The organism is Pseudomonas sp. GW822-FHT06D10 (assembly GCF_058799535.1).
The window spans coordinates 424494-442859 of record NZ_JBXALN010000004.1 but is presented as its reverse complement, the minus strand read 5'-3'; the positions used below and the strand labels follow the sequence as shown (position 1 = coordinate 442859).

The window sequence follows — 18366 nt, the reverse complement described above, 5'->3', positions numbered from 1 at the left end:
AAAGGAGAACCACCATGTTGACCCCGGTTGAAGATGAGCACAGCCAGGCGCTGCGCCAACAGCTGGAAGCGGCGTTTTGCGTGTTCGATTTTGTGCGGCTGGCGGTGGAGCCGGGTGTCAAGGTGAATCAGGACTTGCATCGCCAGGGCTTGCAGCACCTGTATCAGCACCTGATGGCCAGGCGCCGTGAGGCCTGGAAAAAGCTGCGCCAGGACCCGCGCTACGCCGACGTTGGTGAACCGCAGATGCGCTGGGAGCCGGAGCGGGCACTGCCTGAGCGGCTCAGCCCGCAGCAGGTCCGGCAACTGGTTTGCGAAGACCCGGAGCAGCAGGACTGGGCCTTGTACCGGGCGTTTTGCCAGCCACCGTACGGGCTGCATTTCCCGGGTGGGGCCGAGCAGGCCCGCCAGGTGTACGGCCAATGGCTGGACCTGCTGGGGCTCGATCTCCAGCAGCAGCCCCAGGTGATCAACTGGGTGGGCGGCCTGGAGCTGGATTGTCAGGCCCCGGCCATGGGCCCGCATTGGCTGCCCTGGAGTGAATATTTCGACGAAGGCCTGGAGTGGTGGGGCGTCTGGTGCCTGACGGTGTGGAACCCCGAGCGCCGGACCCTGAGTGTGCTGGCCGCCAGCGCCACGGATTGAACAAGGAAAAGAATCATGGAACATCTGGAGCGCCATCCCCTGAGCAGCGCCATGCGCGAACGGGTATTGGCCGAGCTGGCGCGGATCGAGCGCGAGCGCAATGTGCAGGTGCTGTATGCCTGCGAATCCGGCAGTCGGGCCTGGGGCTTTGCCTCTACCGACAGCGATTACGATGTGCGTTTCGTCTATGTGGAAAAGCCCGAATGGTTCATCCAGGTGGATGCCGGGCGCGACGTGATCGAGCGGCCCCTGGACGACGAGCTGGACATCAGCGGCTGGGAACTGCGCAAGACCCTGGGGCTGTTGCGCAAGTCCAACCCGACCCTGCTGGAATGGCTGGATTCGCCCCTGGTGTACCGCAGCGAACCGACCGCCGCCGAGCGCCTGCGGGAGCTGGCCGAGGCGTTCTACAGCCCGCCGGCGGCGCGCAACCATTATCTGTCGATGGCCAGGAAGAACTTTCGCGGTTACCTGCAAGGCGACAGCGTGCGCTTCAAGAAGTACTTCTACGTGCTGCGGCCCTTGCTCGCGGTGCGCTGGATCGACCAGGGGCGCGGCCGACCGCCGATGACCTTCGCCGACCTGCTGACCACCGTCGACCATCAGCCACTGCTGGACGAAGTGGCCGAGCTGCTGGTTTTGAAACGCTGCGCCGACGAGTCCGCCTACGGACCGCGACGCCCGGCACTGCACGCCTTTATCGCCGCCGAGCTGGAACGCCCGGTGCCGAAACTGGCGCGTACCCATGAAGACAACGCGTTGCTGGACGCTTACCTGCGGGAAACGGTCCGGCACTACGCCTGAGGAATGTGATGAAACAGGATGTAATCGAACTGGACGGCGCCATCGGCGGCGGCCAGGTACTGCGCAGCGCCCTGAGCCTGTCGATGCTCACCGGCAAGACCCTGCGTATCCATAATATTCGCGCCCGGCGCAGCCGCCCGGGGCTGTTGCGCCAGCACCTGACCGCGGTGCTGGCGGCGGCCCAGGTATGTGGCGCCAGAACCACTGGGGCCGAGCTTGGCTCCCAGGTCCTGAGCTTCGAGCCGGGGCCGATCCGCGGCGGCGACTACCGCTTCGCCATCGGCACCGCCGGCAGTTGCACCCTGGTGCTGCAGACCCTGCTGCCGGCCTTGCTGCGAGCGCCGCAGCCGAGCCGCGTGAGCATCAGCGGCGGCACCCACAACCCCCTGGCGCCGCCGGTGGATTTCCTCCAGCAGGCCTGGCTGCCGCAACTGCGGCGCATGGGCGGGCGGGTGGAACTGCAGCTGCTGCGCCATGGTTTTGTCCCGGCCGGCGGTGGCGAGCTGGAGGCCTTTATCCAGCCTTCGGAGCTGCAACCCTTGCATCTTCAAGAGCGCGGAGCATTGCTCGGCAGTCGAGCCTGGGCCTTGAGCGCGGGCCTGCCCGAACATGTGGCGGAACGCGAGTTGCGCCGGGTGCACGATCGCCTGCAACTGCCTCGCGAGCAGCTCACCCCGGTGCTGCTGGATGAAGAGTACGGCCCGGGCAATGTGCTGCTGCTGGAGTTCGCCTTCGAGCACCTGACCGAGCTGTTTTGCGGTTTCGGCCAGAACAGCCTGCGGGCGGAGAAGGTCGCCGACGGCGCCATCGATCAGGCCCGGGACTGGCTGGACTCCGGTGCCGCAGTGGCGGAACACCTGGCCGATCAACTGTTGCTGCCCATGGCCCTGGCCGGTGGCGGCAGCTTCACCACGCCGTGCATGACCGAGCACCTGCAGAGCAATATCCGGGTGATCGAGGCATTTTTGCCGGTGCGGATCGAGGCGCGGCCATTGAGCGAGCAAGTGCTGCAGGTGCAATGCCACGCCCTGCCGTGAAAGGGCTAATGGGCCCGGGTCATCAAGGAGGTTGTCGCCATGTATCACCTGTATGGAAGCCAGGGCACCGGCTCGGCCATCGTCGAGATCGCCTTGGAGTACTGCCAACTGGCCTACCGCCGCATCGAGGCCGCGCCCTGGGAGGACAGCCCCGGGCGCGAGGCCCTGGCACGGCTCAATCCGCTGTTGCAGATTCCCACCCTGCAACTGCCCGATGGCAGCATCCTCACCGAAAGCGCGGCGATCCTGATCCACCTGGGCCTGGAGTTTCCCGACTCCGGGTTGCTGCCTGCGCCAGCGTCGGCCCGGGCCCAGGTGATCCGCGGCCTGGTGTACATCGCCGCCAACTGCTATTCGGCCATCGGCATCCTCGACTACCCGGAACGCTGGATCAGCGACCCCGACGAACCGCTCAAGGCCCGGGTGCGCGCCGCCGCGGCCGAGCGCCTGTATCGCAGCTGGGGGCTGTTCGCCGAGCAGTTTGCGTCGCGACCATATTTCGGCGGTGCGGCGCCGGGTGCCCTGGATATCCAGGCGGCAGTGGTGTCGCGCTGGTCCGGTGCGCGAGAGCACCTGCGCGATAGCCATCCCGATTTTCTTGCCCTGCTGCAACGCATCGACCGCGAACCGCGCATCGCCGCGGTCCTGGCCCGCCACTGGCCCCCCGCATCCTCGTAGGAGCTGGCTTGCCAGCGAAAGCATCCGCCAGCCGTATGCAGGGCTCGCGGGCCCCTTCGCCGGCAAGCCGGCTCCTACGGTGGGTTTTGATATTGATGGGAGAGGGGCACTTTGCCCCGCGTCGTAGGAGCTGGCTTGCCAGCGAAAGCATCCGCCAGGCGTATGCAGGGCTCGCGGGCCCCTTCGCCGGCAAGCCGGCTCCTACGGTGGGTATCGATATTGATGGGAGTGGGGCACTCTGCCCCGCGTCGTAGGAGCTGGCTTGCCAGCGAAAGCGACCGCCAGGCGTATGCAGAGCTCAAGGGCCCCTTCGCCGGCAAGCCGGCTCCTGCGGTTAGGAGGCGGGGTGATAGAGAGGTGAATCAGCGGTTGAGTTTCCTGGGGCGAAGCTGGCAGTCTGCGCGCCCGGTTCAGTGTCGGTTTTCTCTCAGGGACGTACTCGATGGATGGCAACACCTGGCTCAAGGCCTTGAATACTCTGCTGACGATTGTGCAGCGCCTGGTGCTGCTCAGTGGCTGGTTTATCGCCGCGCTGGTGCTGGGGTTCACCATCAAGTCCGGGTTGCAGCCCTTTCTGGCGATGTTCCTGGCTTCGCTGTTGGGGGTTGTCGCGTTGGTGGTGCATGAGGGCGGGCATTACCTGGGGGCACGCGGGTGCGCGATGCCGGTGTTGCATGTACGGGTGGCCGCCGTGGAGATCCAGGTGCTGCGGCGCGGCTGGCGGGTGCGCTGGGCGCCGCAGCTCAAGCGCAATCGCCTGGGCGGCTATGTGATTGCCGCGAGCAATCTGCAACGGCCGCTGCGGCAGCAGTGGATGCTGGTGGTCCTGTGCGGGCCGCTGCTGAATCTGCTGGCGGGCGGCGCTTCCCTGGCGCTTGGGCTGTCCTGGCCCGGGGTGCCGGGGGCCATTGCCCTGGCGTTTGCCGTGATCAATCTGGCCATGGGGGTGGGTAACCTGATGCCTGCCTGGCGGGTATTGCCCAGCGACGGCATGCTCCTGCTGGGCTGGTACCGGCATCGCGACGATCAGCGTCCGGAGCTGGCCCAGGCACGCCTGTTGGCCCTGACCGTGGCCGGGGTGCCCAGCGCACAATTGCCGGTGGACGATCTTCAGCGCCTGGCCGAAGGCCCCATGCCCGGGCCCCTGGTCGCATTCGGCTGCCGCCTCAATGCCCTGCAGGACCAGGGCGACTGGCCGGCCGCGGTGCAGATGGAGCAGGAACTGGATCAATTGCTGGCGGCCCGATCGGCGCAACTGAACGGCATGAGTGGCCTGATCGAGTTGTTGAGGGGCGAGTTGGCGTTCTGCCGCGCTTTGCTGCAGCGTGACGCCGCGCCCCTGAACAACACGCCGATGAGCGCCGAAGTGGATTGGAACGCACCCTGGCTGCGACCGCGTTGCCTGGCCTTGCAAGCCATTCTTGAAGGCGACCGGCAGCGGGGCGAGCACCACCTGCAACAGGCGCTGCAAGCGGCCAATAACAGCGTGGTGCTGTCCCAGGGCAAGAGTGAAGCCCTGCTGGCCGAACAGCTGCGAGCCTTGCCGGCGCCCACCCATCTGTAGGCGCTGGCTTGCCAGCGAAAGCGGCTGCCAGCCTGGCGCAAGGCTCATGGGCCCCTTCGCCGGCAGCCCGGTTTGTGCGGCCTGGGGATGAAAGTAGTCGGTGCAGGAGGACAAAACTCTTATACTCCGGCGCTTTATTTTCCCCACTCCGCCAGAGGAACGCCCCGTGGCCAATGACACCGACCAGGATTTCTACAACCGCGCCGACGCCGTTATCGAGCTGGCCAACTCCCATATCGCCGACAGCAGCCGGGGCAAGGCCAGCGCGTCGCTGATGTACGCCAACTCCCGTTTCAGCGCCTGGGTCAGCGCCTGCGGGTGCCGCAATGCCCAGGAGCTGGCGGCGGCCAAGCAGCAGGCGGTGGATTATTTCGTCGAGGAGTTCCGCCTGATGATGGAAGAGAACCTCACGGACTACATCGAGAACTTCGAGCTGTACATGGGCGCCAAGCAGGACTGAAGGCGCCCAGCGCCGCCAGTTGTGTAGCGGTTCTCGTGCCTGGCCCGGGCTGCCCGTAGCCCGGGGTCTTGTTTCGAGGATGGCAGGGCCCCGGCTACCGAGAGCGCTGCCTGAGTCGCCCCTCTCCAGGTGTACTCCCGCCTGTTGCGCTGACAAAAAAAGTGAACGGCATCACTCTTTGTTCAAGGGAAGCAGGCATCCGGTCGATAAGCTCTGAATGCCTATTGATATGGAGTTCGTCATGGCCTTGCTACCGGTTCGTCTGTCTCATCGTTTGACCCTCGGCAGTGTGTTGCTGTTGCTGTTCACGGCGCTGGCGGTATTTGCCGTGATGACCTTACGGGGTCAGCCCAAAGTGGTGGAGGCAAGCTCGGCACTGATCGAGCAGACCGGCAGCGCCATCGTTCGCCAGCTGGCGTTGCAGTTGGCGGGCATCGAAGGGGTGACCGCGAGCATGGCCCACCTGCTGGAAGGGCTGCCCAAGGAGCAGGCGCTGGTCATGGCCACCCTGCCCAAGGTGATCGACCATGAAGGCGACAAGGCGATCGCCGGGGGCGGCATCTGGCCCGAACCCAATGCCTTCACCCCCGGCGTGGAGCGCCGCAGTTTCTTCTGGGCCCGCAGCGATGCCGGGCCCCTGGCGTTCTCCGATGACTACAACGCCGCCGGCAGCGCCGGTTATCACCATGAAGCCTGGTACACCGGCGCCCGCAACAGCGCGCCGGGCCGTTGCCTGTGGTCCGAGGCCTACCAGGACCCGGTGACCCAGGTGCCGATGACCACCTGCAGCGTGCCCTATCGCCAGGACGGTGCCTTTGCCGGGGTCGCCACCATCGACCTGCGCCTGGACGATCTGGCGCGCTTCCTCAAGGAGCAGGGGGCGGTCACCGGCGGCTATGCCTTCGCCCTGGACCAGGCCGGCAACGTGCTGTATTTCCCTGATGCCCAGGCCGGCGGCGGGGGCCAGATGCTCAGCTTCGACGCCCTGAGCAAGCAGCAACCCTGGTTGCTTCCGGTGGCCGAGGCCCTGGCCAAGCCGGCACCGACCGGGCAGGTGCGCAGCCTGGACCTGGACGAGGACGGACGCTTGCAGGAAGCGGCGCGGGTCAGCCTGTTCAGCATGCCCGGCAGCGGCTGGACCATCGGCCTGGTGACCCCGGAGCAGAAGGTCACCGGCCTGGCCCGGGCCATGACTACCGAGATCCTGCTGTTCCTCCTGCCGTTGCTGGCGCTGCTGCTGTTCTTTGCCTGGCTGGCCGGGCACAAGCTGATTGCCCAACTGGAAGAAACCACCCGGCAGATCGATGCCCTGGGCAGTGGCCAGGCCAGCGACAACGCCGAGCTGCATGTGGCCCGGGCCGACGAGATCGGCGCCTTGCGCGCCGCGGTGAACCGCTATGCCGGGCAGTTGCGGCAAATGCTGCAGAAGATCGCCAGCGAAGCCCGGCAGTTGCAGAACGAAGCCGCGCGCCTGGGTCAACTCAGCAGCACCCTGGCCCAGCGTGCCGAGCAGCAGCGCCAGGAGAACACCCAGTTGGCCACGGCCATCACCGAGATGTCCTCCAGTGCCCTGGAAGTGGCGCAGAACACCAACAACTGCGCCGACACCGCGCGCCAGTCCCTGGTGGTGGTGCAGGAGGGCCAGCACAAGGTCGATGCCAACAGCCAGTCGATCCAGCAGTTGTCCGCGGAAATGGCCGAGGCGGCGGCAGTGATCCAGCGCCTGGAGCAGGACAGCCAGCAGGTCGGCGCGGTGCTGGATGTGATCAAGGCGATCTCCGAGCAGACCAACCTGCTGGCGCTGAACGCCGCCATCGAAGCGGCCCGGGCCGGGGAGCAGGGCCGGGGCTTTGCCGTGGTGGCGGACGAAGTGCGGACCCTGGCCGGCCGCACCCAGACCTCGGCCAACGAGATCAGCGGCATGATCAACGACTTGCAGCAGGCCTCGCGTCAGGCGGTGCAGGCGATCCAGGCCGGTGAAACACGAACCCGCCAGGCGGTGGGCGAGGCGTCCGGTGCATCGGATGCGCTGTCCAGCACGGTGACCAGCTTCGACGATATTTCCCAGCGGGCGCAGCAGATTGCCGTGGCGGCCCAGCAGCAGAGCCACGTGACCCAGGAGATCAACGAACTGGCGGTGCGCATCCACGGCATCAGCGAGGACAACGCCCGGGACGCCCAGGCCCTGGACAAGGTCAGCGAGGCCATGCAGGCCCTGTCCGGGCGCTTGTCGAACCTCAGCCAGGGCCACCGCTGAGGCATTGCCTGCCCGGACCGTCGGTGGCCCGGGCGGGTTTCAGTCCCCCCGGGCCGCATTCGCCGGCCCGTTTCAGATCTGGCTGTACATCATCAGCTTGAAGTTCAGCAACAGCCCCAAGGACACCCAGCCGAGCCCCAGCAGGCCATTGATCAACGGCTTGCCGGGAGCCACGCGCGTGGCCAGGAAGCGGGCGATGGCGGCGCCGATCAGCGCGCCGGGAAAGTCGAACAGATAGAACAGCCAGCCCAAGGCACCCTCCGGGGAACTGATCCACAGGCAGAACAGTTGCAGGTGCGCGGCCAGGGCCAGGGCCACCCCGGTGAACAGCGCCGGCGTGGGCCGGGTGCACAGCAGCAGGCCGAGAATCAGCCCCTGGGGCAGCCAGTAGGCGGCGAAGTTCTCCCAGAAATAATCTATCGGTTGCCAGGCCCGGACGATTGCCAGGGACAGCCCCCAGAGCAACGCGGCGGTAGCGGGCAGGTGATTCAGGGAGAGCAGGCGCAGGGAGCTGGAAGACATGCAGGATCTCGCTAATGAAGTTGTGGATCAGCCGGGCTGATGGTCGGGGAGGGCGCTCTGGCTGCACAGCTCATGCACCACCTGGCGCAACCAGCGATGGGCCGGGTCAGCCTCCATGCGCGGGTGCCAGAGCAGGGAGATGGTCATTTCCGGCAGGGGCACCGGCAGGCTGAAACCGTGCAGGCCGTGCCGCAGGTTGCTGGTGTGGCGCTCGGGCACCATGGCGATCAGGTCCGAACCCCGGGCCAGGGCCAGGGCGGCGGAAAAACCGCTGACCAGGGTGACGATCTGTCGTTCCAGGCCCAGGGCTTTCAGGGCCTCGTCCATGCGCCCATGAGCATGGCCCTGGTGGGCGGCGAGGATATGTTCGCCAGCCACGTAGGCATCCAGGCTTACCGGCCCCCGGCTCAAGGGGTGGCCGGCGCGCACCACGCCGATAAAGCGATCGCGAAACAGCGCCCGGGTACGCAACTCGGGGCTGGTGTCGGCGTCGATCACCGCGGTTTCCAGGTCGACGCTGGCATCGCGCAGGGGCTGGCTGTCGCGGTCCAGCTTGGGTACGAAATGCACCCGCACCCCGGGCGCTTCAGCCCGCAGTCGACTGACCAGCGCCGGGCCGAAATTCTCGACGAAACCATCACGGCTGCGCAGGGTGAAGGTGCGCTGCAGGCGGCCAAGGTCGATCTGCTCGGCCGGGCGCAGGGCGGCCTGGGCGTCTGCCACCAGTTGGCCGATGCGCTGGCGCAGCTCCAGGGCCCGAGGGGTGGGCACCAGGCCGCGCCCGGCGCGCACCAGCAGCGGGTCGCCGGTGGCCTGGCGCAGGCGGGCCAGCGCCCGGCTCATGGCCGAGGGGCTCAGATGCAGGCGCTGGGCAGCCCGCGCCACGCTGCCTTCGGCCAGCAGTACGTCCAGGGTCAGCAGCAGGTTCAGATCGGGAGTCGACATCGGCGCAATTTAGCACGCAGGCAGCTGGCATGGCGTTGAATGCATCAATTAACTGCAAAGGCTGCGCCTTCCGCCTGGTCACGGCTGGCCCTAGGCTGGCGGGCATCACCTTGCCGGAGCCTGTGCGATGCCCATTCCCGAGTCCCAAGCCACCCCCCAGGAAGCCCTGGCGCCCCGTGCGCGCCGGGCCCTGGCCAGCCTGTCGCTGGCGATGCTGATGCCGTCCCTGGACACCAGCATCGCCAATGCCGCGCTGCCGAGCCTGGCCCAGACCCTTGAGGCGTCGTTCCAGCAGGTGCAATGGATTGTCCTGGCCTACCTGCTGGCCATTACCACCCTGATCGCCAGCGCCGGGCGCCTGGGGGACCAGTGGGGCCGGCGCCGGGCGCTGCTGGCGGGGATCGCCCTGTTCACCCTGGCCTCGCTGTGCTGCGGCCTGGCCCCGGGCCTGGGCTGGCTGCTGGCGGCCCGCACGCTGCAAGGGCTGGGGGCGGCGGTAATGCTGGCCCTGAGCATGGCCCTGGTGGGTGACGCGCTGCCCAAGGCCCGCACCGGGGCCGCGATGGGCTGGCTGGGCAGTATGTCGGCCCTGGGCACCACCCTGGGCCCGGCCCTCGGTGGCCTGTTACTGGCCAGCGTCGGCTGGCGCTGGATGTTCCTGGTCAATGTGCCCCTGGGATTGGTGGCGCTGTTACTGGCCTGGCGTTGCCTGCCACCGGACCGGCCTGTGGCGTCGGCCAGTGCCTTCGATGTGCCGGGCAGCTTGCTGCTGGCCTTGAGCCTGGGCGCCTATGCCCTGGCCCTGACCCTGGGGCACAACTTGCTGGCGCCGTTGAACCTGGGCCTGCTGGTGGCCAGCGTGGTCGGGGTCGCGCTCTTGGTGCGTGTCGAGCGCCGGGCCGCCGCGCCGCTGTTCCAGCCGGCCCTGCTGCGCCGGCCACAACTGCGCTGCAGCCTGTGGCTGAGCCTGCTGGTGTCGACGGTGATCATGACCACCCTGGTGGTGGGGCCGTTCTACCTGGCCCGGGGGCTGGGGCTCGGGAGCCTGGCAGTGGGTCTGAGCCTGTCCCTGGGGCCGCTGGTGGCGACCCTGTGCGGCGCCCCCGCCGGGCGTCTGGTGGACCGTTATGGTGCCCGGCCGCTGTCCCGGCTCGGCCTGCTGGGGTTGTGTGGCGGCCTGGGCCTGCTGGCGCTGCTGCCCCGGAGCCTGGGGCTGGCAGGCTACCTGCTGCCGCTGGCCCTGGCCACCGCCAGCTACGCGCTGTTCCAGGCGGCCAACAACAGCCTGGTGATGCGTGATGTGGCGCCGCAGCAGCGCGGGCTGACGGCGGGGTTGCTGAGCCTGTCGCGCAACCTCGGGCTGATCAGTGGCGCGGCGGCCATGGGCGCACTGTTCGCCTGGGGCTCGGGGCCGCAGGCCGGCGTCGAGGCAGTGTCCCGCGGCATGCACTGGACCTTTGGCGTAGCGGCGCTGCTGATGCTGCTGGCCTTGCTCAGCGCCGGGCGCAACCGGCTGTCCGAGGAGGCCGGCTCGCCCTTCATCAGTCGTCTGCTGGCGCACAAACCCACCTACATGATCCTCGACGACCACGAGATCGAGGACAACTGAACGCAGGACCGCATCGACAAGAACGGTAGCAAGCGCACCCTGTTCAACTGGGCGATGGGCGCCTACATGAGCTACCAGTGGAGCCATGGGCCGCGCTTCGAGGACAGCTATGTGCAGAGCCGTGCGATGTCCGGCAACGATCAGTACCTCAAGCACCGTTCGGTCAAGCAGCTGTTCTACGACTTTTCCTGTTCCAACTATCCGTTCTTCGTGCTGGATACCCGTACCCAGCGCTTTGTCGATGATGTGCCCGGCGCCCTGCAGGACAACCACCTGCTGGGCCGACCCTCACTGCACCCGGCCGAACCCGGCCAGTTGGAACGCTTGTGCGCCTGGTGACAGCAAGCAGGACGATAGCGTCAACGACCAGCCGGAGCGGCTGCAACTGATGCCCTGGTAGCGGGGCTGGCCCGGGCGCACCTGCTCTAGTGGCCTGTCACATGGAGTTGGTGCAGATGGCTCACCCGCCCGAGAAACATCATCTGGCGCATGTACATCGCCACGAGCAGGGCCAGGGCGCTAAAGCCGTTGAACCCGGGATGCTGGGCCATGGACAGCGCCCCACAGGCGCTGAAGCCGATTTCGATCAGGGCCAGGGCGATACAGCCGGTCAACAGGTTCTGGCAGAGGCTGACCTCCGCCATCGCCTTGACCAGGGTCTTGCCGGCGCCGTCATCTGCCTGGATGACTTCATCCAGTTGCCTGGTCACCGCCTTCCACCTGGCGAAGCTGGAGGATGCCGGGGCATCTGCCAGGCCTACCAGCGCCGCCAGGAACCTGCAGCGGTTCAGCGTAGCGATGGATAGCCAGTCCCAGAGCGGGGCGAAGCCGGTGAAGACGATACCGGACACGTAGCTGAGGATGATCAGCACGAACAACAGGGCGCCGCCGAGAATATCGGGGGGTTGCAGCTGTTCGTGGGGGTACTTGAAGGCCAGGACGATCCAGAACGCCATGCCCGGGCAGATCCGCGCAATCAGATCGTAATAGACGCTGGGAATGAGGTTGAGGATCGAGGTGAGCCCGCTGCCGCCCTCGCTCTTGCCAGGCTCTTTCTTGCCCCTGTCTGCTTCGCACATGGCGCTCTCCCTTGCCCAGGAACTCCTGGCTCCTAACTCTTAGTTCAAGGGGGGAGCGTTGTCCATGGAACGGGCTGGACAAGCACTTTCGGTGCTGCCAGGGCGGGGGGGGCGCCTCGAACACGCGGTTGGGCGAACACAGGGCCTGGGTGCCCTGTGTCCCTTTGCCGATCAGTACCCAAGGGCGGCTTACAGCCCCAGTTCCAGCGCCAGCAGGTCCGCCAGTGGCTGGCGGCGGCGGATCAGTTTCGGCTGGCCGTTCTCGAACAGCACCTCCGGCAGCAGCGGGCGGCTGTTGTAGTTGGAGGACATGCTGGCGCCATAGGCGCCGGTGTCGTGCAGTACCAGCAGGTCGCCGACCCGGGCCTGGGGCAGGGGGCGCGGGGTCAGGCATTCGTCGTCCTGGGTGAAGATGTCGCCGGACTCGCACAGCGGGCCGCCGACCACGGTCAGCTGTTGCGGGCGCTCCACCGGGTTGCCGGCGGCGTCCAGCAGGCTCATGCCGTGGTAGGCGCCGTACATGGCCGGGCGCATCAGGTCGTTGAACCCGGTGTCCACCAGCACGAAGTGATGCTGGCCGGCGGTCTTCACCACCCGCACTTCGCTGACCAGGCAGCCGGCCTCGGCCACCAGGAAGCGCCCCGGTTCGATCTCCATGCGCACGCCGTGGCCCAGGTAGGCCTCGATCTCCTGGCGCGCCACTTTCCAGGCATTGGCGTAACGCTGCACGTCCACCGGGGTGTCGCCCTCGCGGTAGGGGGTGGACAGGCCGCCGCCGATGGAGAAGGCCTCGAGGTCGTGGTCCAGGGATTTCACCGCCGCCACCATGGCTGCGCCCACCTGTTCCAGGTGGTCGTAGTCGACCCCGGAGCCGATGTGCATGTGCAGGCCCACCAGGTGCAGGCCATGCTGGCGGATCACCGCCAGGGCTTCGCTCATCTGGTCGTGCCAGATGCCGTGCTTGCTGTTTTCGCCACCGGTGTTGGTCTTGCGGCTGTGGCCGTGGCCGAAGCCCGGGTTGATCCGCAGCCAGACCCGGTGCCCCGGGGATTTCTCCCCCAACTGGCGGAGCATGTCGATGGAGCCGGCGTTGACTTCCACTTGCAGTTCCACCACCCGGGCCAGGGTGGCCTCGTCGAACAGGTCGCAGGTGAAGACGATGCCGGCATCCACCGGGCTGAAGCCGGCCAGCAGGGCGCGTTCGATTTCCCCCAGGGACACCGCATCGACCCGTACCCCGGCCTCGCGGATCAGGCGCAGCAGGTGCAGGTTGGACGAGGCCTTCTGGGCGTAGCGCACCACGTCGAACGCCTGCAACTGGGCGATGCGCGCCTGGATGGTGGCAGCGTCATAGCACCACAGTGGAGTGCCGTACTGGCGGGCGGCGGCGACAAGTTGAGCGGGGGAAAATGGAATGGCCATGGCGAATGCAATCTGTGATCAGTGGGAATGGAGGCAGCATGCCCGTTGGCGGCTATTCAAGAAAATATCTATTCTTTGCCAAGATATTCATATCTGATATGGGCTGGTTGATTAAGCGAGTTTCCCGCCATGGACATCTCCCTGCGGCACATCGAAGTGTTCCGCGCCATCATGCAGGCCGGCAGCGTCACCGGCGCCGCGCGCCTGCTGTTTACTTCGCAGCCCACCGTGAGTCGCGAGCTGGCCCGGCTGGAAACGCTTTCCGGCTTGCGCCTGTTCGATCGTGAAGGCGGGCGCCTGCTGCCCACGGCCCAGGCCCTGCTGTTGCTGGAGGAAGTCGAGCGGGCCTATGTGGGGCTGGAGCGGATCAACAGCGTGGCCCAGTCGATCCGCCGTTTCGAGCATGGCCAGTTGAGCCTGAGCTGCCTGCCGCTGTTCTCCCAGACCCTGCTGCCGCCGGTGTGCAAGCAGTTCCAGGCGCAGCACCCGGGCATCGGCCTGAGCATCACCGCCCAGGAATCGCCGCTGTTGGAAGAGGCCCTGAGCGCCCAGCGCCATGACCTGGGCCTGACCGAAAGCGAGCACCTGCCCCGGGGCACCCAGGGCGAACTGCTGTTCTGCGCCGACATGGTCTGCATCCTCGCGGACGACCATCCGCTGCTGGCCAGGCCGCGGCTGGCGCTTGCGAATTTTCGCGGCCAGGACTTCATCAACCTCTCGGGCCTGGATATCTACCGCCAGACCCTGGATGAGCATTTTCGCCAGGCCGGGGTGGATCGCCGGATAGTGGTGGAAACCACCAATGCAGCTTCGGTGTGCGCCATGGTGCGCCAGCGGCTCGGGGTGGCGATCATCAACCCCTTGAGTGCCATGGAAGAGGCCGGGCGCGGCCTGGCGATCCGACCGTTGCAGCTGTCGGTGCCCTATCGGGTGATGCTGATCCGCCCGGATTACCGGCCCTCGTCGAGTTTTGTCGAGGGTTTCAGTGAAGCCCTGCGCACCCAGGCCAAGGCACTGCAAGAGCAGGTCGGGCGGATAGTGCAGGGAGGGCAGGGGGTGAATCGCTCAGGCTGATGGGGGGCGTGGCCCAATGTTCAGCTTGTTGGTGAAGAGGGCGCGTTGGCGCTTCAGGGAAACATGTCCCTCTCGTATGGCGGCGGACAGTTACCGAGGATAGCCCTGCGGTCGGCTGATCTTGTGGCAAGCCTCAGGTGCAGGCCCGGACCGTAGCGACTCAACCCCCTGACCAGTTCTGGAGTCAAATAAAATGCCTATTGCCATTCACGCACGCAACAACACCGCCGCTGCACAGCAAGTTGCCATCAGGAATACCGCCCAGGGCAACAACCTGGCCAACGTCAACATACCTGCCCAGGGCAACGTGGTTCTTTATGTCCTGCAAGCGGATGCCAGTGCCGACCTGTATCTGATCTGCAATGCCAATGCTGCCCAGGCTGCCCAATTGAGCGTCGTCTACCAGGGCCATAGCAGTGTGGTTCAAGACAGCGACTGGGCCCGCCAATGGACGGTCGATGGTGCCGTGGATGGCGTACAGCTGGACCTGGCGTAGCGGGAAAAACTCGCTGGCAAAGAGCATCCTGCGCACGCCTTGCCCGTAGGAGCCAGCTTGCTGGCGAAAGCGCTCTCGCGGGCGCCTTCGCTGGCAAGCCAGCTCCTACAAGGAGGGCGGTTTTGCGCGAAGGTTAGCGCTCGATCGCCAGGGCCACGCCCTGGCCGCCGCCGATGCACAGGGTGGCCAGGCCCTTTTTGGCATCACGCTTGATCATTTCATGCAGCAGGGTCACCAGCACCCGGCAGCCCGATGCACCAATCGGGTGGCCGATGGCGATCGCACCGCCGTTGACGTTGACCTTGCTGGCGTCCCATTCCAGTTCCTTGGCCACCGACAGCGACTGCGCGGCGAAGGCTTCGTTGGCTTCGATCAGGTCCAGCTGGTCCAGGGTCCAGCCGGCCTTGTCCAGGCAGCGGCGGGTGGCCGAGACCGGGCCGATGCCCATGATCGCCGGGTCGACGCCGGCGTTGGCGTAGGCAGCAATTTTTGCCAGCACCGGCAGGCCCAGGGCCCGGGCCTTGCTGGCGCTCATCAGCATCACCGCGGCAGCGCCGTCGTTCAGCGCCGAGGCGTTGCCGGCGGTGACGCTGCCGTCTTTCTTGAACGCCGGCTTGAGCTTGGCCAGGGCTTCTGCGGTGGTGCCGGGGCGTGGCTGCTCGTCGGTGGCGAAGGTCAGCGGCTCGCCCTTGCGCTGGGGAATCTGGATCGGGGTGATCTCGTCGACAAAGCGCCCGGCCTCGATGGCTGCTGCGGCTTTGTGTTGGGAAGCGGCGGCGAAGGCGTCCTGGGCTTCACGGCTGATGCCGTATTTCTCCACCAGGTTCTCGGCGGTGATGCCCATGTGGTAGTCGTTGAAGGCATCCCACAGGCCGTCGCTGATCATGGAGTCGATCATCTGGCTGTGGCCCATGCGCAGGCCGGTGCGGGCGCCGGGCAGCACGTAGTTGGACAGGCTCATGTTTTCCTGGCCGCCGGCGATGATCACCTCGGCATCGCCGCAGCGGATGGCCTGGGCGCCCAGGTGCAGGGCCTTGAGGCCGGAGCCGCAGACCTTGTTCAGGGTCATGGCGGGTACCGCGTGGGGCAGGCCGGCCTTGATCGCGGCCTGGCGGGCGGGGTTCTGCCCGGCGCCGGCGGTGAGCACCTGGCCCATGAGCACTTCGTCGACCTGGGCCGGGTCGATGCCGGTCTGGGCCAGCAATTGGCGGATGACCGCGGCGCCCAGGTCAACGGCGGGAATGTTCGCCAGGGAGCCCTGGAAACTGCCCACGGCGGTGCGGGTGGCGGCAACTATTACGACGTCTTGCATGATGGGGCTCCTCAGGCGAACTGCATTTCAGGCACGTGGTCCGGCACGATCAGCTTGCCGGCGGTCTTGCTGACGATTTCCTCGACGCTGACCCCGGGGGCGCGCTCCTTGAGGATGAAGGCGCCGTTCTCGATCTCCAGGTACGCAAGGTCGGTGAGCACGCGCTTGATGCACTGGGCGCCGGTCAGCGGCAGGCTGCAACGGCTGAGCAATTTGGATTCGCCGTCTTTCGAGGCGTGGGTCATGGTGACGATGATGTTCTCGGCACCGGCCACCAGGTCCATGGCGCCGCCCATGCCCTTGACCAGCTTGCCGGGGATCATCCACGAGGCGATGTTGCCCTGCACGTCCACTTCGAAGGCGCCGAGCACGGTCAGGTCGATATGGCCGCCGCGGATCATCGCGAAGGATTCGGCGGACGAGAAGATCGAGGCGCCGATGCGCGCGGTGACCGTCTGTTTGCCGGCGTTGATCATGTCGGCGTCGACTTCGTCCTCGGTGGGGAAGGCGCCCATGCCCAGGAGGCCGTTTTCCGACTGCAGCATGACTTCCATGCCGTCGGGGATGTAGTTGGCCACCAGGGTCGGGATGCCGATGCCGAGGTTGACGTAGAAGCCGTCCTGCAGTTCGCGGGCGACGCGCTGAGCCATTTGTTCGCGGGTAAGAGCCATGTTTGTTGTCCTTTTAGTCGGGCTGGGGAAGGGCGATCACTTGCGCACGGTGCGCTGTTCGATGCGCTTCTCGAAGGTGCCGCAGATGACCCGGTCGACGTAGATGCCGGGGGTGTGGATCTGCGTCGGGTCCAGCTCGCCCGGTTCGACGATTTCTTCCACTTCGACCACGGTGATCTTGCCGGCGGTGGCCGCCAGGGGGTTGAAGTTCTGTGCGGTGTGGCGGTAGACCACGTTGCCGAAGTGGTCGGCCTTCCAGCCCTTGACGATGGCGAAGTCACCGGTGATGGACTCTTCCATCAGGTAGGTGCGGCCCTTGAATTCGCGGGTCTCCTTGCCGTCGGCCACCGGGGTGCCGACGCCGGTGGCGGTGAAGAAGGCCGGGATCCCGGCGCCGCCGGCGCGCATTTTTTCCGCCAGGGTGCCCTGTGGGGTCAGTACCACTTCGATCTCGCCGCTGAGCAACTGCTTCTCGAACAGGGCGTTTTCACCCACGTAGGAAGCGATCACCTTGCTGATCTGGCGGTCTTCCAGGAGCACGCCCAGGCCGAAACCGTCGACCCCGCAGTTGTTGGACACCACGGTCAGGTCGCGGGTACCGCGGCGCTTGATCTCGGCGATCAGGTTTTCGGGGATACCGCACAGGCCGAAGCCGCCGGCGATCACGGTCATGCCGTCTTGCAGACCTTCCAGGGCTTCCTCGTAGGACGCCACGCGCTTGTCGAAACCTGCCATTTGCACCTTCCTCTTTCTTGTTCGTTGGCGGCTGGCCAGCCGTTTGCGGGCCAGTGTTGCGCTGCGGGATTGATTTGTTAAGTTGATTTTTAAGGTTGATTGATTGGAAAAGCAGCATAATCCAGGGCGGCATACACCCAAGAGAATGGCAGATGACGGTTAAACAGATACGGGCATTTCTGGCCGTGGCCCACAGTTTGAGCTTTGCCCTGGCCTGCGAACGGCTGCACCTGTCGCAGTCGGCCCTGAGCCTGACGATCAAGGCGCTGGAGGAAGGCCTGGGTGGGCGCCTGTTCACGCGCAATACGCGCAATGTGGCCCTGACCCCGGAAGGCGAGGCCCTGCTGCCCCTGGCGCGGCGTCTGATCGCCGACTGGGACAACGCCGAGGACGAACTGCGCCAGCGTTTCACCCTGCAGCGAGGCCGGGTGACCCTGGCGGCGATGCCGTCCTTTGCCGGCAACCTGCTGCCGCCGATCCTCAAGCACTTTCGGGCCCGCTATCCCCAGGTCAACGTCACGGTCAACGACGTGGTCAACGAGCAGGTGCTGGAGATGGTCCGTGATCGCGAGGTGGAGCTGGGGGTGGCGTTCGAGCCCCAGGACAGCACCTCGCTGGTGTTCACCCCGCTGTACATCGACCGCTTTGTCGCCGTGGTGCCCCGGGATTCGCCCCTGGCCCGGCGCAGCGAGATCGACTGGCAGGCGCTGTTGCAGGAGCCCTTCATCACCTTGCAGCGGCCGTCCACGGTGCGGGTGATGCTCGAAGATCACCTGCGGGCACGGGGCGTGCAACTGCCGGTGGAGTTTGAAAGCCACCAGTTGGCGACCGTGGGGCGCATGGTCGCCAGCGGCCTGGGGGTGAGTGCGGTGCCGGCGTTGTGCGCCCAGCAGATGCGCGAGCTGGGCGGGCACTGCCTGACCCTGCACGATCCGGTGGTGGAGCGGGCCATTGGTGTACTGACCAAGCCGGGGGACGAACTGTCCACCGCGGCCCAGGCGCTGTTCGACATCCTGCGCGAGGAAAACCTCGGCCAGCGCCTGGCGCTACTCTGAGG

At 66.4% G+C, this 18366-nt stretch carries 19 protein-coding genes and 1 pseudogene; 13 read left to right on the top strand and 7 right to left on the bottom strand.

The features are described 5' to 3' along the window. The first annotated feature begins 14 nt into the window (after positions 1 to 14). The 8 genes and pseudogenes from AC1RL5_RS15860 (at position 15) to AC1RL5_RS15825 (ending at position 7444) form a co-directional block, all read left to right on the top strand. Positions 15 to 644: a hypothetical protein gene (locus AC1RL5_RS15860; RefSeq protein WP_072451374.1), complete on the top strand. Its 630-nt coding sequence runs from the start codon at positions 15 to 17 to the stop codon at positions 642 to 644. 15 nt (positions 645 to 659) lie between these two features. Next, entirely contained in the window at positions 660 to 1448 is a 789-nt protein-coding gene (locus tag AC1RL5_RS15855; RefSeq protein WP_072451373.1) for a nucleotidyltransferase domain-containing protein, read from the top strand. A gap of 8 nt (positions 1449 to 1456) precedes the next feature. After that, positions 1457 to 2485: an RNA 3'-terminal phosphate cyclase gene (rtcA, locus tag AC1RL5_RS15850; protein ID WP_053157633.1), complete on the top strand. Its 1029-nt coding sequence runs from the start codon at positions 1457 to 1459 to the stop codon at positions 2483 to 2485. A gap of 39 nt (positions 2486 to 2524) precedes the next feature. Beyond that, a complete protein-coding gene (locus tag AC1RL5_RS15845) occupies positions 2525 to 3163 on the top strand; it encodes a glutathione S-transferase family protein (RefSeq protein WP_065363584.1) in 639 nt (212 codons plus the stop codon). Between the two features lie 442 nt (positions 3164 to 3605). Continuing rightward, positions 3606 to 4727, top strand: coding sequence for a site-2 protease family protein (locus AC1RL5_RS15840; protein WP_072451372.1), 1122 nt, complete (start codon positions 3606 to 3608; stop codon positions 4725 to 4727). 166 nt (positions 4728 to 4893) lie between these two features. Beyond that, positions 4894 to 5187, top strand: coding sequence for a DUF3144 domain-containing protein (locus tag AC1RL5_RS15835; RefSeq protein WP_011060609.1), 294 nt, complete (start codon positions 4894 to 4896; stop codon positions 5185 to 5187). 217 nt (positions 5188 to 5404) lie between these two features. Next, positions 5405 to 6034, top strand: a pseudogene (locus tag AC1RL5_RS15830) (cache domain-containing protein); the annotation flags it as partial. 120 nt (positions 6035 to 6154) lie between these two features. Continuing rightward, positions 6155 to 7444: a methyl-accepting chemotaxis protein gene (locus tag AC1RL5_RS15825; protein ID WP_428985084.1), complete on the top strand. Its 1290-nt coding sequence runs from the start codon at positions 6155 to 6157 to the stop codon at positions 7442 to 7444. Between the two features lie 72 nt (positions 7445 to 7516). Here AC1RL5_RS15825 and AC1RL5_RS15820 read toward each other — a convergent pair whose 3' ends face one another. Together AC1RL5_RS15820 and AC1RL5_RS15815 are read right to left on the bottom strand one after the other, a co-directional pair. Beyond that, complete coding sequence (locus tag AC1RL5_RS15820) at positions 7517 to 7966, bottom strand: hypothetical protein (protein WP_145712872.1); 450 nt, start codon at positions 7964 to 7966, stop codon at positions 7517 to 7519. A gap of 27 nt (positions 7967 to 7993) precedes the next feature. Next, positions 7994 to 8911 carry a LysR family transcriptional regulator gene (locus tag AC1RL5_RS15815; protein WP_053157642.1) on the bottom strand — a complete coding sequence of 306 codons (918 nt, stop codon included), beginning with the start codon at positions 8909 to 8911 and terminating at the stop codon, positions 7994 to 7996. Positions 8912 to 9038: 127 nt separating this feature from the next. On the opposite strand from AC1RL5_RS15815, the gene AC1RL5_RS15810 reads away from it, so the two are divergent. Both AC1RL5_RS15810 and AC1RL5_RS15805 read left to right on the top strand, forming a co-directional pair. After that, entirely contained in the window at positions 9039 to 10520 is a 1482-nt protein-coding gene (locus AC1RL5_RS15810) for an MFS transporter (protein WP_492589698.1), read from the top strand. Positions 10521 to 10586: 66 nt separating this feature from the next. Then, positions 10587 to 10859 (top strand): hypothetical protein, encoded by a 273-nt coding sequence (locus AC1RL5_RS15805; protein ID WP_239692765.1) that lies wholly within the window; start codon positions 10587 to 10589, stop codon positions 10857 to 10859. A gap of 86 nt (positions 10860 to 10945) precedes the next feature. Here the strand turns inward: AC1RL5_RS15805 and AC1RL5_RS15800 are convergent, their stop codons facing one another. Both AC1RL5_RS15800 and lysA read right to left on the bottom strand, forming a co-directional pair. Further along, positions 10946 to 11599, bottom strand: coding sequence for a hypothetical protein (locus tag AC1RL5_RS15800; protein ID WP_093409999.1), 654 nt, complete (start codon positions 11597 to 11599; stop codon positions 10946 to 10948). A gap of 189 nt (positions 11600 to 11788) precedes the next feature. Continuing rightward, the gene (gene lysA / locus AC1RL5_RS15795) at positions 11789 to 13021 is read right to left on the bottom strand and encodes a diaminopimelate decarboxylase (protein ID WP_103408329.1); all 1233 of its coding nucleotides are present in this window, start codon (positions 13019 to 13021) and stop codon (positions 11789 to 11791) included. 129 nt (positions 13022 to 13150) lie between these two features. On the opposite strand from lysA, the gene AC1RL5_RS15790 reads away from it, so the two are divergent. Both AC1RL5_RS15790 and AC1RL5_RS15785 read left to right on the top strand, forming a co-directional pair. Next, positions 13151 to 14095, top strand: a complete 945-nt coding sequence (locus AC1RL5_RS15790) for a LysR family transcriptional regulator (protein WP_103408328.1) — start codon at positions 13151 to 13153, stop codon at positions 14093 to 14095. Positions 14096 to 14288: 193 nt separating this feature from the next. After that, entirely contained in the window at positions 14289 to 14591 is a 303-nt protein-coding gene (locus tag AC1RL5_RS15785; protein WP_015635102.1) for a hypothetical protein, read from the top strand. Between the two features lie 133 nt (positions 14592 to 14724). Here AC1RL5_RS15785 and AC1RL5_RS15780 read toward each other — a convergent pair whose 3' ends face one another. From AC1RL5_RS15780 to AC1RL5_RS15770, 3 genes are read right to left on the bottom strand one after another with little or no spacing between them, the layout of a single operon-like run. Continuing rightward, positions 14725 to 15903, bottom strand: a complete 1179-nt coding sequence (locus tag AC1RL5_RS15780) for an acetyl-CoA C-acetyltransferase (RefSeq protein WP_053150637.1) — start codon at positions 15901 to 15903, stop codon at positions 14725 to 14727. 11 nt (positions 15904 to 15914) lie between these two features. Next, positions 15915 to 16574, bottom strand: coding sequence for a CoA transferase subunit B (locus tag AC1RL5_RS15775; protein ID WP_011060620.1), 660 nt, complete (start codon positions 16572 to 16574; stop codon positions 15915 to 15917). A 36-nt stretch (positions 16575 to 16610) separates the two neighbouring features. Continuing rightward, complete coding sequence (locus AC1RL5_RS15770; protein WP_011060621.1) at positions 16611 to 17309, bottom strand: CoA transferase subunit A; 699 nt, start codon at positions 17307 to 17309, stop codon at positions 16611 to 16613. 152 nt (positions 17310 to 17461) lie between these two features. On the opposite strand from AC1RL5_RS15770, the gene AC1RL5_RS15765 reads away from it, so the two are divergent. Next, positions 17462 to 18364, top strand: coding sequence for a LysR family transcriptional regulator (locus tag AC1RL5_RS15765; RefSeq protein ID WP_015635104.1), 903 nt, complete (start codon positions 17462 to 17464; stop codon positions 18362 to 18364). Positions 18365 to 18366: the final 2 nt, after the last annotated feature.